Here is a 13,321-nt window from a genome sequence, read left to right as displayed (position 1 = left end):
CGCACACAAAACGAAATTAAAAATATAGATTTATTTTAAATACTCATCTTTATTATATTATAAATTCTATTCACCGTACGTTTGTGAAAGTATCAATATAATAATTACTTGGGAGGGCTTCTTCTAACTAAACAGTAAAACAAATTGGAGTGCCATTTCTTATAAAGACAGTAAAATCTAAAGGGCGAGGTATGTAATTAATTTAAAAAATTTAGGCTTTATTCACCCGCGTTTGTGAAAGCATCAAATATAATAATCACTTGGGAGGGCATGCTCATTCTAACTAAACATCAAAACAAATTGGAGTGCTATTTCTTATAAAGACAGCAAAACCTAAAGGGAGGGGTATGTAAATAAAATTTGTAATCTATTCACCGCACGCGGAACAAAGTTAAAAATATAGATTTACTTGCAATCCTCATCTTTGTAACATTATAAATTTTGTTTACCGTGCGTTTATGAAAGTACCAAATATAATAATCACTTGGGCGGGCTTCTTCTAACTAAACAGCAAAACAAATTGGAGTGCTATTTCTTATAAAGACAGTAAAATCTAAAGGGCGGGGTATGTGATGAAATTTTTCAATTTTGGCTTTGTTCACCTGTGTTTATAAAAATATCAAATATAATAATTGCTTGGGCGGGCTTCTTCTAACTAAACAGTAAAACAAATTGGAGTGCTATTTCTTATAAAGGCGGTAAAACCTAAAGGGCGGGGTATGTGATGAAATTTTTCAATTTTGGCTTTGTTCACCTGCGTTTGTGAAAGTATCAAATATAATAATTACTTGGGCGGGCTTGCTTCTTCTGCTCAAACAGCAAAACAAATTGGAGTGCCATTTCTTATAAAGACAGCAAAACTAAAGGGCGGGGTATGTAATAAAATTTTAAAATTTAATTACATTTTCCCACCCTCTAGCATTTCAATATTATTTGTTATTCTTATTCTGTTTTTCTTTTTAGTCTAATAAGTTACAGCACTGCCCACCCAAGTGTTTTTTAAATTTATAGCCTTACGTACCGCACGCAAAACGAAATTAAAAATATAGATTTATTTTAAATACTCATCTTTACTATATTATAAATTCTATTCACCGTACGTTTGTGAAAGTACCAAATATAATAATCACTTGGGCGGGCTTGCTTCTTATACTTAAATAGCAAAACAAATTAGAGTGCCATTTCTTATAAAGACAGCAAAACCTAAAGGGAGGGGTATGTAATAAAATTTATAATCTATTCACCTGCGTTTGTGAAAGTATCAAATATAATAAAAACTTGGGTGGGGGTGCTTCTTCTACTCAAACAACAAAACAAATTGGAGTGCTATTTCTTATAAAGGCAGTAAAACCTAAAGGGCGGGGTATGTAATAAAATTTTAAAATTTAATTACATTTTCCCACCCTCTAGCATTTCAATATTATTTGTTATTCTTATTCTGTTTTTCTTTTTAGTCTAATAAGTTACAGCACTGCCCACCCAAGTGTTTTTTAAATTTATAGCCTTACGTACCGCACGCAAAACGAAATTAAAAATATAGATTTATTTTAAATACTCATCTTTACTATATTATAAATTCTATTCACCGTGCGTTAAATCTAATCAGCACTATTTAATCAAATTCCTGCTTTCATAATACTCTTTCCAGCGTTTGCCCATTTTTTCAGCTTTTATTTTTACAGAGTTATTAAAATAATTTTTTAATTTAGGCAAATCATCCTTATTTTCCTTAGCCACGCTCCCAATTAAGTTTTCAACCAAAGTACCCATCTTTATTTTTTTATCGCCGTAATAATATGAATGAAGTGCTGACTGATAGTAAACAGATACCGCTTCAGCAGTGCTCATAACAGAATTTAACTCCTGTATTTTGGCATTCTCGAAACTTTTGCCGCTTCTTAATTCATTAAATGTAACCGCAAGAACATCAACAACATCATCTTCTATATTAATGTCTATATCGGCAAGCTCAAGAAGTGTTTTGCATTGACTAGTAATTATTTCTCCTTCAAGTTTAGGATTTCTTATAGGCTCTACAGTTTCAAAGTTAAATCTCCTTTTTAAAGCAGAACTCATTTCATTTATACCCTTATCTCTTGTATTAGCAGTAGCTACTATATTAAAGCCAGCCTTAGCAAAAAGTACTTTATTCTGTTCTGGTATATTCAAAATCTTATCGCTTAATATACTTATTAAAGAATCCTGTATCTCAAGCGGACATCTAGTAATCTCTTCAAATCTGGTAATAATGCCATTATCCATCCCAGTATAAACAGGAGAAGGTATAAGAGCTTCCTCTACAGGACCTTTGGCAAAAAGCATAGCATAGTTCCAAGAATATTTTATATTATCTTCATTAGTACCTGCTGTTCCTTGTATTGTAATTGTACTGTTCCCGCTTATAGCAGCAGATAATAATTCGCTTAGCATAGTTTTGGCAGTTCCGGGCTCTCCTACAAGCATTAATCCCCTATTTCCTGCTAAAGTTATTATGGCACGCTCAACTAAAGCATCATCTCCGTAAAATTTTCTTTTTATAACCGTTCCGTTTTTAAGCTCTTTTCCAAGAATAAAATCTCTTACAGCCTGAGGAGAAAGCTGCCAGTTTTTAGGCTTGCTGTTTTTATCCTCTTTTTTTAAAGCATCTAATTCTTCCTTATAAAGCTCTTCCATTAATGGTTTCTGATGCAGATTTTCTCCTGTTTTAGCCATTTTTTTATCCTTAGAAATTGTATAATTTTAGCTATTATATATTATATATTTCATGCTTGCAAATATATAATCATAATAAAATACTTAAAAAGAACTATATATTGTTTTATTTTCAAAAAATCAATTTAATATATTATCCAAAATAATTTTAGGATTAATTTTAATGGGATATGCTATTCTTCCTCCTGAATATATAAACAAAGCAAAAAATGATTATCATATATTTGAATCTACAATACATACAAATAAAAAAGATAAAACTTTATATATAAAAATAAAAGATTACAATGATGTTAATAATTCCTTATGCGGAACTCTAAATGAAATAGAAGATCAGTTTTTCGATTTTGCTGAATATAATATAAATATAAACTCTAATGATAATAATATCAAAATCAATACATATCAGTATTATAAAAATAACAATAATATATATTATATAGATAATATAGACAGCCTTAAAATATTAATTCTGCTTTTAAATGAAAATATATGTGAAAAATGCATATCCAGTCTTTATAATTATTATGACGATGATGAGTATTGATTAAATAAATAATTTAATATTTTTTTATTTATAAGTATTGACAAAAAAATAAGTTAGTATATAATATAAAGCATCCTTAACTAGTTTGGAGTTGTAGCTCAGTTTGGTTAGAGCGCCTGCCTGTCACGCAGGAGGCCGCGGGTTCGAGCCCCGTCAACTCCGCTTTTTTATTTTAAAATATGGAGTACTTTAATGCCTAATATAGCTTCCGCATCTAAAAGATTAAGACAAAATTCAGTAAGAAATTTATATAATAGAAAAATTAAAAGTTTTTTAAACACTCAAAAAAAGAAAGTTATTAAATCTATAGATGCTAATGATAAAGCATCAGCTATGGAAGAATATAAGAAATATGCAAGTGCTTTAGATAAAGCTGCTAGAAAATCTGTTATTCATTCCAATAGAGCAAGTGCTAAAAAATCTGACATTATGAAAAAAATTAATGCTATGAATTAATAAAAATATATTTAATTTTAGTATTTTAAGTCTATATATTCCATAGTCTGAATATATAGACTTTTTATTTTTTAAATTAATAAAATTGAATTTATTTTATGTTTTGTTATATTTTATTATATAAAACTATGATTTAATTATTTTATTTGTATTTTAGTACACATTAATATGTTATTTTAAAAGGAGGATTGTAAACTATGACTATAGAATTAATAAATAACTTTAATGATTTCTTACTATTAAATGATGATGAATACAGATTATTAATTGATGAATATAATGATATTATAAATAATTATGACAAAGAATTTGAAAAAAACGAATAAATATATATTTTTTGTAAAATTATGTAAATAAAATTTGACAAAATTAAATATTTCTATTATACTCCTTTATATAGGTTTTATATATAAAGGAGTATTTATGAAAAGGATATTACTACTATGCTCTGTTATGATGATGCTATTAAGTGCTATAGCATTTGCTGAGAAAAAAATAATAGACATTGATAAACTGCCTAAAGATGTTAAAGAGTTTATAGGTTATTATTTTTACGGAGATGAAATATATTTAGCTGAAAAAGAAAAAAGCGGAGATTATATAGTAAATCTCAAAAGCGGAATAGAAATAAAATTTAAATGGACTGGAGAGTGGCTTTATATAAATGGAAATAATAATAAAATAACTCATAATGTTCTTCCTAAAGAAGTAATAAAGACTATAATGAGCTTGTATCCTCAGTGTGCAATATTGGACACATCAATAAATGACAACAGATATGATATAAAACTTGATAATAATATGAACTTATATATAGAAAAAAATGGTAAATTAATAGGAAGAAAATACGAATATTAATAATGATATATTTTTTATTTTAGAAATTTTATATGAAAAAGATTATTATAATATTATTAATAAGTTCAGTACTATTCTCTCAATCTATGACAGAAAATTCTCTTCCTTTAAGAGCGAAGAATTTTATTAATATGAATTTTCCTGGCAATAATATTGAAACTGTAGCCTTATATCAAAGCGGAGGCGGATATGAGGTGAATATAGATTTCGGATATAAATTTATATTCTATAATACTGGGCTTTGGAAGAAAATAAGCATTATAAATGAAAACGAAAATAATAAAAATGGAATACCTAGAAGCTGCATACATAAATCTATGGTTAATGTTATAGATAATGAATATCCTTCTTCTAAAATAACTGATATAGAGAGAAAAGATAAGAATTTTATTATAGTATTAGATAATAAATATAAAATAGAAATCAGCGGATACGGTATTATAATAAGTAAAGAAAATTTAGAAGAAAATAATAATACAAATTAAATTATTTAGCCTTATCAAAGGCAAGAATTGATTTATCTATATCCCCTACTGCTCTGTATACTTCAGATAATGAAGCATAAACTTCTTTGTCAGAGTCATCAAGTTTAATGCATTCCTCAAGTATATAAACAGCATTATCATAAAGCCCAGCAAAGTAATATGCTAATCCCAAAAAATGATATGAAGATGCATATTTATCATTAATGCTTATAGCTTTATTTAAATGATCAATTGCATTAATATAATCTTTGGATTTATAAAATAAAGCTCCTATATAATGATAAAGCATATAATCAGAATCATTTATTTCCAATGCCTTATTAAAAAAATTCAATGCATCAGAAAAATTATCAGATAAAAAATAGCATACTCCAATATTAAAATAAAGCATATAATTATTATTTTCAATTTCCAATACTTTACTGAAATATTCTATAGCCTTTTGATAATTGCCGTTATCTTTATACAAAACACCAATCCAATTAATACTCTCATAATCATATTTATTAAGCTCAATAGCCCTTTCAAAAGATTCCAAAGCCTCATCCAATCTATTTAAATGATATAATGCTATACCAAGTGTACGCCAATTAAGATATTCTTTAGGTGCTATCATAAAAGATTTGTTCAATACATTAACTGCCTCTTCATATCTTCCTACATTAACATAACAGTTTCCAAGCCAATTTAAACTGATATAATCATTATTTTCAAGTTCATAAGCATGTTCTAAATGTATAATAGCATTATAATAGCTTCTTATCTTTGTATATGATATTCCTATAAGCCTCCATATAGAATAATCATTACTATTGATAAGCAAAGCCTTCTTAAAAATTTCAACAGCTTCTTCATGTCTTCCAAGCTGTGTGTAGAAAATACCAAACTCCACCATAGATTTATAATTATTAGGCTCTTTTTCGCATATCTCTTTATAATGTAGTATCATATTTCTAATTTTATCTTCTAAAATATTATTTTCATCATCCATATAATTATTTCCTTTATTAAATTTAGATGCAAATATCTTAGTATTGTAAAAAGTAATTCTTATTATTTCAGAATAATGCTATATTATTAAATATAATATTTTTATAAAATAATTGTAAATTAAAATTAATTTTATTGATTTTTAACCTCAAATTTTGTATTATTTAATCAAATTAATTGACAAATTATTCTTTAATTATTATACTAAATACTATATATGGGTATATAAAAATAAAGGAGTTTCTTATATGAAAAAAGTTATAATAATAGGAGGCGTTGCTGCAGGAATGAGTGCGGCAGCTAAGGCAAGAAGAATTGATAAAGAAGCTGTTATCACAGTTTATGAAAAAACAGATGTAGTATCTTGGGGAGCATGCGGCATGCCTTATTATGTAGGAGGATTTTATGACAATCCAAATACTATGATAGCAAGAACTGCTGAAGCTACTATCAAGTCTGGAATAGATTTGAAAGTAAAGCATGAAGTATTAAAAATAGATGCTAAAAATAAAAAAGTATTAGTAAAAGATATAATGAACAATAAAGAGTTTGAAGATAATTATGACTCTCTTCTTATAGCAACTGGAGCAAAATCAATAATACCTAATATACCAAATATTAATATAGGAAATGTATCTACTTTAAAAGATTATCAGGATGCTATAAATATGAAGGAAAAAATGAAAGACTCCAATATAAAAAATGTTATAGTACTTGGAGCTGGTTTTATAGCTATAGAGGCAGCACATGCTTTAAAACATATAGGAAAAAATGTTACTATAATACAGCGTTCTGACAGAGTATTTGGAAATAAATTTGATAAAGAGTTTTCGGATATAGTTATAGAGCATATAAAAGAAAATGTTGATTTACACCTTAATGAAAAAGTTATGTCATTGGAAGCTGATTCAAATAATAATGTTAATGCTGTTATTACAGATAAAGGAAAATATAATGCTGATTATGTTGTCGTTGCTATAGGAGTTAAGCCTAACAGTGATTTAGCAAAAGATGCTGGCATAAAACTTATGGAAAATGGAGCTATATTAGTAGACAGAGAGGGTAAAACAAGTATTGATTCTATATATGCAGCGGGAGATTGTGCAAGCATATATGACAGAGTAACTGACAGTCAGACTTATGCTGCACTTGCAACTGGTGCTAATAAACTAGGAAGAATGGTTGCTTCAAATTTGGTAGGAGGACATGAACAGTTTATAGGAAGCTTAACTAGTGCATGCATACTTGCCTTTGAACTAGAAGCAGCACGCACAGGCATAACAGAAGAAGAGGCTAAAAAAAGAAATATTAACTATAAAACTGTTACAATAAAAGATATTGATCATACACATTATTACCCTGATTATCAGGATTTGCATATAAAATTAATATACTTATCAGACAGCAGAAAGATAATAGGAGGACAAATATTAGGAAAAAGAGGTGCTGTATTAAGAGCTGATGTAATAGCAGCATGCATACATGCAGGACTGACAGTAGATGAGTTAGGAATGCTTGATTTATGTTATGCTCCTCCTTTTGCAAGAACTTGGGATTCATTGAATGTGGTAGGAAATGCTGCTAAATAATTAATTTAAGCAAGTATGGAGGTTATTCTTTATACTTGCTTTTAATAACATCAATGCATTAAATATAATAACACTGTTATTCTAATATTAATATAAATTTTATAGATTTAATATTTTAATAAATAATACCATATTTATTTTATACTATATACTGTTTTTACCTCTTATTTTATATTTTATTTTATCTCTTATCTTATCTCTTATTTTTCTTATAGGTATAAACCATACTACCATACTTATAAGATTATCTATCCTATTATTAACCTCATTTATATTTCTATCAATTTCAAATGTATTTTCAAATAAATAATTAAAAAATCTAGTTTCATGCATATACAGTAAACAGTTTCTCTCGTATTCTTTATAATTTTTTATAAAAATATTATATATTTCATCAGCAAAGTCTTTATTATAATATTTTCCAATATATTCTTTTAGAATATCTAAATCTTTTAAACTAATTGTTAAACTATCCATAATTTCTTTATCTGGATTATACTTAATTGCCCATGGATTTGCCCTAAAAGGTATATTGGCAACTAATTTAATATTATCATATAATTCTTCCTTTGTTTTATATAGTTTTATACATCCCATTCCTGAATATATATTATTCTCAAAATCATCATATAATCTATATTTATCCCCTTGCCAAGATTCAAATATAAAACTTTCTCCCCATGCATTAGGTCTCATATAATCTATAACATCATGCAATACTATAATTGTATTTTCATGCATATATGGTATGGAAAATATAAGATCAATTAACGGATGAGGATGATGATGTCCAGCATCTATAAATACTAAATCAAATTTAATATCTTTAGGAACAATATTTTCTATATCAAAGACCGTTTTACCTATATTAATATGGTAATGTTTTAACTCTTCCTCATTACAAAATCCAAAAACTGCTTGCCCTACAAAATCCTTATTATTATTTAAATCAATGCTATATAAATGAAAATCTTTATTTGCTGATAATCCAGATTTTAAAATGCATAATGATGATACCCCATTAAATATACCTACTTCAAGTACATTTTTAATTTTATTTTCTGATATAATAGACATTAAAAATCTTTTTTGTTCTATGGACATTAAAGATTTATATTTTGTACTCCATTCATTTATTTGATCATCAAATTTCTTACCTCTTATTTCATATTTTTCATTAAAGAATAAATTATGGTTATACATATTAAACTCCTACGCTTGTAAAAAAAACTATTATGAAAATAGGATATATTTTATATAAAAAATTATTTGTTGATTGTTGATTGTTGATTGTTGATTGTTGATTGTTGATTGTTGATTGTTGATTGTTGATTGTTGATTGTTGATATATTTAACATGTATAGAGTATACCATATTATATATTAAAGTCAAGAATTTCAAATATAATTTACTATATAAATACTATTAATACTTTTTATTTTCAAAATTTATTAATATATATCACTTTTTCAAATAAATATATAATAAAATTGAAATAAAAATTTATTAGCTATACAATAATAAATTATGAAAGAATATAATTCAAAAAAAAGATACTTAGGAGAATTTTATACTCCATTAATATTTGCTCAAAAAGCTGTTCAATATATATATGATGCAGTAGATAAGAAAGAACTGGATAATGGGAATTATAGAATATGGGATATGTCATGCGGAAAAGGAAATCTTGAATATTATATAGAAAAAAAATATCATAAATATTTATATATGTCTACAATAGATAATAATGACATAGAATACTGCAGAAAAACTTTTAAGGATGCATGCTTATTTCAATATGATTATTTAAATGATGATATTGATGATAAAAATATAAAATATAAAAAACTTCCTTTAATATTACAAAATGATTTAAAAAATAAAAATATAAAATGGATTATATTTATTAATCCACCTTATGCCACAAGTCAGGTTGCAGGCACAAACTCAAAAAGCAAAAAAAACGTAAGTGTAAGCAAAATAAGAGATATAATGCATAGTGAAAAATTGGGGGAAGCATCAAGAGAACTTTACGCTCAGTTTATGTTTAGAATAAATCAGGAGTTTATAAATAATAATAATATTATTCTAGCTATATTCTCAAAAACTAACTATATAAAATATAATAATAATGAAAAGTTTAGAAATAAGGTATGCAGTTACAAGTTTATATCGGGCTTTATATTCTCTTCATCAAATTTTGATAATACATCCAAAACAACACCATTTCCAGTAAGTTTTATAATATGGAATATTAATAATAAATACAATATAAGAAATGAAAATATAATGCTTGATGTTATAGATGATAAATGTAATATAATAGATAAAAAAAATTACAGTGTAGTTGATAGAAATAATTTGCTTAATAAATGGATAAAAAGAATTAGAACTTCCTATACATTCGTTCCATTGTCATCAGCTATAAAAGTAAAAACAAGCGGCAGAGATATAAGAGATAAAGTATGCGAAGGTTTTATTGGTTCTCTTATGAGCTGCGGAAGTGATTTGCAAAAACAAAATCTCACAGCAATATTTTCAGCTCCTCAGGCATCAGCAGGTTCATTATCAATAACAAAAGAAAATTTTGAAAAAGCTATGGTCATACATGCTGTTAGAAGAACAGTAAAGGTTAATTGGCTTAATGGAAGCGATCAGTTCTCAATACCAAAAAAAGAACCAAAGAAAAAGTTTATACTCGACTGCGTGGTATGGAGTTTGTTTTCTACTTCAAATCAAACTTCTTCTATGGATAATATTTTATATAAAGATAATTATTATAAAATCATTAATCAATTCTACCCTTTTGATTATAAAGAGGTATATTCTGGATGTACACTATTTGAATACAATGATGAAAAAAGATATGTATATGAGTATCTAAATAAAAATATAAAATATATTTCAAAAGAGGCTTTAGAATTAATTGATATAGGAAAAGAGCTTTATAAGTTTTTTTATTCCAATATATATCAAATTGACAGAGAAAAATTTAAGATATCTTTATGGGATACAGGATTTTGGCAGATAAGAAAATCTTTAAAAGATAAAAAGCTGGCATCAGATATATTAAAAAAATTAAAAGCTAAAAGAGATAACTTAAAGAATAATATATTAAAAGAAACAGATAATTTCATTTCTTAAATATTAATAATTGATTTATATTCTTCTATTAATAATTTATAATCTTCATCGCTAAAGAATGAATTATTTACAATTTTTATCATATTGATATTTCCTTTATAATTCATACAGTGCATATATTTTTCTGTATATGCACTGTCATAAAAATTGGGGTAAAAATTAGTTTGATTTATTATTATGAGATTTTTTCAAAATTGCTTTTAGGCTCTCCGCATATAGGACAAACCCAATCTTTAGGTAAATCTTCAAAAGGAATATCTCCCTTATATTCAAATCCGCAAGTTTTACATCTATAAACAGCTTTAGCTTCTTCCTTTTTATCTTCTTTTTTGTAAGCATTAGCAGTAGAAGCATTTGCAGGAGTATTTCCTTTAATTACATTATGATAATAAGAATAAGTCATAGAATTAGCCTCATTATCCAATATCTCAGCCTCTAAAAGCTCACCTATAAATATGGTATGCGTATGTACTTCTAAACTATCAACTACTTTACAAATTAAGTAGGCATTAGCTGCTTTTATTATAGGCATTTCATATTTTATTTCATAATCGACATTTTCAAATTTATTATTATCCCTAGAACTTCTAAATCCAAATCCGCCTATCAATGTAGAATCACTTTTTTCTGAAAGTATAGAAAGAGCAAACTTACCATTTTTCTTTATACATCCGTTAGTATAATTGTTTTTATTAACACTAATCATTATAGTTGTAGGAGTAGCCGTAATCTGAGTTGATGTATTAATTGTACAGCCTACAGGTTTATCTCCATCCATAGTGGATAGAATATACATACCATAAGAAAGTTTAGTTAAAGCAAAAGTATTCATACGCATCCTTATTAATAATAATAACTAATTATATAATAATATTAATAAAAAGTCAATACCATATAGCACTTTTTATATATTAAAAATCCCTGCCTAAATTAATAGACAGGGATACTATAATAATTTTATGCGGATTTTAAAGTGAATCTTTACTGAGTTTCAGCATACATAATATAGAGTTAAAAGACTTATTTAAATTAGGAATAGCAATAAAACCATTAAAGTATCAGCTACACCTCATATTAAAGTAAATTCTCTTATCAAATTCCGCAATATCACTTCCAAAAATAAAAATTTTTAAAATCATATCAAACTGTGTTTTAATCTTTCATTCTTATAGAATTAGGATCTTTCATATAATCTCTAGTAAGCTGAGCAACTTTAGGAGATAATATTAGAAGACCTATCAAGTTAGGCAAAGCCATTAAACCATTTAATGTATCAGCTATAGCCCATATTAATTCTAATTGGCTTACAGCACCAATCAAACCAACTACTAAGAATATAATTCTATATGAATAAGAAGCTATTCTATTTCTTTTTGTAAGATAACCTAAAGCAACTACACCATAATGTGACCATCCTACAAAAGTAGTGAAAGCAAATAATATCAATGAAACTGTAAGTATTATTGAACCAGCTCTTCCCAAATTAGCACCATAAGAAGCAGATATTAACTCAGCACCATTTAATTTAGTACCTTGATTTAGTTCCAAGAAAATAATAGCCATAAGACCAGTTAAAGTACAAACAAAAAAAGTATCAACTAATACTTCAAATATACCCCATAAACCTTGTTCTACAGGGTTTTTAGAATTACTAGCACCATGTGCCATAGGAGCAGTTCCTAAACCTGCTTCATTTGAAAATACACCGCGTGCAAAACCATATCTAATTCCCATCATTATTGCATATCCCATAAAACCAGCACCAACTTGTTTTAATGAAAATGCTTCTGAGAATATTCTTTGGAAAGCATTAGGAATTTTATCTGCATTCATAACTAATATTACTATACCAGAAACTATATATATAACACACATAACAGGAACTAATTTTTCTGTAACAGTAGCTATTCTTTTAATACCACCTATGATAATAACGCCTGTTATAGCAACTACAACAATACCTGTAACTATATGAGGTACTCCAAAGTTTTGATTCATAACGGCAGCCATAGCATTAGTCTGAGTCATATTACCAGCACCAAAACAAGCTAAAGCAGCTAAAGCAGCAAATATACTTCCAAGCCAAGGTAAATTAGCACCTTTTGATATGTAGTACATAGGACCGCCGTGGTGATGTCCTTGATCATCTTTTATTCTGTAATGAACTGCTAATATAACTTCAGAATATTTAGTAACCATTCCGAAGAAAGCAGCAAACCACATCCAAAACAATGCTCCAGGACCTCCTGCAACTATAGCAGTAGTTACACCAGCTATGTTACCAGTTCCTACTGTACTTGCTAATGCCGTACTAACCGCCTGAAAAGGTGTAATATTATCATCAGCGTCCTGTCTTTTAGCCAAAGAACCGAAAGTGTGTTTAACCCATAAAGGTATTTTTGTAACCTGAATAAACCCTGTCCTAATACTTAAAAATATACCTGTACCAACCAATAAGGTCAACATAATAGGACCCCATACAAAACTGTTGATGACGCCATTAATTTGAGATATCATTTCAACCATTTTTTTTCTCCCTA

The 13,321-nt window shown here is 27.2% G+C and carries 12 protein-coding genes and 1 tRNA gene; 8 read left to right on the top strand and 5 right to left on the bottom strand.

Translation table 11 applies throughout. The features are described from left to right. Window positions 1-1,608: 1,608 nt before the first annotated feature. Complete coding sequence (locus Q0J69_RS07550) at window positions 1,609-2,712, bottom strand: AAA family ATPase (RefSeq protein WP_297205688.1); 1,104 nt, start codon at window positions 2,710-2,712, stop codon at window positions 1,609-1,611. Between the two features lie 163 nt (window positions 2,713-2,875). Here Q0J69_RS07550 and Q0J69_RS07545 point away from each other — a divergent pair, with 163 nt between their 5' ends. The 6 genes from Q0J69_RS07545 to Q0J69_RS07520 all read left to right on the top strand — a co-directional run bounded on the left by Q0J69_RS07545 (window position 2,876) and on the right by Q0J69_RS07520 (window position 5,058). Then, window positions 2,876-3,259, top strand: a complete 384-nt coding sequence (locus Q0J69_RS07545; RefSeq protein WP_297205686.1) for a hypothetical protein — start codon at window positions 2,876-2,878, stop codon at window positions 3,257-3,259. Between the two features lie 87 nt (window positions 3,260-3,346). Then, window positions 3,347-3,421 (top strand) — tRNA-Asp (locus Q0J69_RS07540). 30 nt (window positions 3,422-3,451) lie between these two features. After that, the gene (gene rpsT, locus Q0J69_RS07535; RefSeq protein ID WP_297205684.1) at window positions 3,452-3,715 is read left to right on the top strand and encodes a 30S ribosomal protein S20; all 264 of its coding nucleotides are present in this window, start codon (window positions 3,452-3,454) and stop codon (window positions 3,713-3,715) included. A gap of 197 nt (window positions 3,716-3,912) precedes the next feature. Further along, window positions 3,913-4,041 (top strand): hypothetical protein, encoded by a 129-nt coding sequence (locus Q0J69_RS07530; RefSeq protein WP_297205682.1) that lies wholly within the window; start codon window positions 3,913-3,915, stop codon window positions 4,039-4,041. A gap of 97 nt (window positions 4,042-4,138) precedes the next feature. Beyond that, complete coding sequence (locus Q0J69_RS07525) at window positions 4,139-4,573, top strand: PepSY-like domain-containing protein (RefSeq protein ID WP_297205681.1); 435 nt, start codon at window positions 4,139-4,141, stop codon at window positions 4,571-4,573. 32 nt (window positions 4,574-4,605) lie between these two features. After that, window positions 4,606-5,058, top strand: a complete 453-nt coding sequence (locus tag Q0J69_RS07520; protein WP_297205680.1) for a PepSY-like domain-containing protein — start codon at window positions 4,606-4,608, stop codon at window positions 5,056-5,058. 1 nt (window position 5,059) lies between these two features. Here the strand turns inward: Q0J69_RS07520 and Q0J69_RS07515 are convergent, their stop codons facing one another. After that, window positions 5,060-6,049: a tetratricopeptide repeat protein gene (locus tag Q0J69_RS07515; RefSeq protein ID WP_297205678.1), complete on the bottom strand. Its 990-nt coding sequence runs from the start codon at window positions 6,047-6,049 to the stop codon at window positions 5,060-5,062. A gap of 247 nt (window positions 6,050-6,296) precedes the next feature. Here Q0J69_RS07515 and Q0J69_RS07510 point away from each other — a divergent pair, with 247 nt between their 5' ends. Beyond that, the gene (locus tag Q0J69_RS07510; RefSeq protein ID WP_297205677.1) at window positions 6,297-7,637 is read left to right on the top strand and encodes a CoA-disulfide reductase; all 1,341 of its coding nucleotides are present in this window, start codon (window positions 6,297-6,299) and stop codon (window positions 7,635-7,637) included. Between the two features lie 144 nt (window positions 7,638-7,781). Here the strand turns inward: Q0J69_RS07510 and Q0J69_RS07505 are convergent, their stop codons facing one another. Continuing rightward, window positions 7,782-8,840 (bottom strand): class I SAM-dependent methyltransferase, encoded by a 1,059-nt coding sequence (locus Q0J69_RS07505; RefSeq protein ID WP_297205676.1) that lies wholly within the window; start codon window positions 8,838-8,840, stop codon window positions 7,782-7,784. Window positions 8,841-9,164: 324 nt separating this feature from the next. On the opposite strand from Q0J69_RS07505, the gene Q0J69_RS07500 reads away from it, so the two are divergent. After that, the gene (locus tag Q0J69_RS07500) at window positions 9,165-10,781 is read left to right on the top strand and encodes a hypothetical protein (RefSeq protein WP_297205675.1); all 1,617 of its coding nucleotides are present in this window, start codon (window positions 9,165-9,167) and stop codon (window positions 10,779-10,781) included. Window positions 10,782-10,956: 175 nt separating this feature from the next. Here Q0J69_RS07500 and Q0J69_RS07495 read toward each other — a convergent pair whose 3' ends face one another. Then, the gene (locus Q0J69_RS07495) at window positions 10,957-11,613 is read right to left on the bottom strand and encodes a flavin reductase (protein WP_297205674.1); all 657 of its coding nucleotides are present in this window, start codon (window positions 11,611-11,613) and stop codon (window positions 10,957-10,959) included. 320 nt (window positions 11,614-11,933) lie between these two features. Further along, window positions 11,934-13,307: a sodium:alanine symporter family protein gene (locus Q0J69_RS07490; RefSeq protein ID WP_297205673.1), complete on the bottom strand. Its 1,374-nt coding sequence runs from the start codon at window positions 13,305-13,307 to the stop codon at window positions 11,934-11,936. Between the last annotated feature and the right edge of the window lie 14 nt (window positions 13,308-13,321).

This window comes from uncultured Brachyspira sp., from assembly GCF_944388875.1.
GTDB lineage: Bacteria > Spirochaetota > Brachyspiria > Brachyspirales > Brachyspiraceae > Brachyspira.
This window is presented reverse-complemented; position numbering and strand designations above follow the sequence as displayed.

Coding starts and splice junctions, on each gene's coding strand:
- Q0J69_RS07550 (WP_297205688.1), bottom strand. CDS start 2,712: ATGGCTAAAACAGGAGAAAATCTGCATCAGAAACCATTAATGGAAGAG.
- Q0J69_RS07545 (WP_297205686.1), top strand. CDS start 2,876: ATGGGATATGCTATTCTTCCTCCTGAATATATAAACAAAGCAAAAAAT.
- rpsT (WP_297205684.1), top strand. CDS start 3,452: ATGCCTAATATAGCTTCCGCATCTAAAAGATTAAGACAAAATTCAGTA.
- Q0J69_RS07530 (WP_297205682.1), top strand. CDS start 3,913: ATGACTATAGAATTAATAAATAACTTTAATGATTTCTTACTATTAAAT.
- Q0J69_RS07525 (WP_297205681.1), top strand. CDS start 4,139: ATGAAAAGGATATTACTACTATGCTCTGTTATGATGATGCTATTAAGT.
- Q0J69_RS07520 (WP_297205680.1), top strand. CDS start 4,606: ATGAAAAAGATTATTATAATATTATTAATAAGTTCAGTACTATTCTCT.
- Q0J69_RS07515 (WP_297205678.1), bottom strand. CDS start 6,049: ATGGATGATGAAAATAATATTTTAGAAGATAAAATTAGAAATATGATA.
- Q0J69_RS07510 (WP_297205677.1), top strand. CDS start 6,297: ATGAAAAAAGTTATAATAATAGGAGGCGTTGCTGCAGGAATGAGTGCG.
- Q0J69_RS07505 (WP_297205676.1), bottom strand. CDS start 8,840: ATGTATAACCATAATTTATTCTTTAATGAAAAATATGAAATAAGAGGT.
- Q0J69_RS07500 (WP_297205675.1), top strand. CDS start 9,165: ATGAAAGAATATAATTCAAAAAAAAGATACTTAGGAGAATTTTATACT.
- Q0J69_RS07495 (WP_297205674.1), bottom strand. CDS start 11,613: ATGAATACTTTTGCTTTAACTAAACTTTCTTATGGTATGTATATTCTA.
- Q0J69_RS07490 (WP_297205673.1), bottom strand. CDS start 13,307: ATGGTTGAAATGATATCTCAAATTAATGGCGTCATCAACAGTTTTGTA.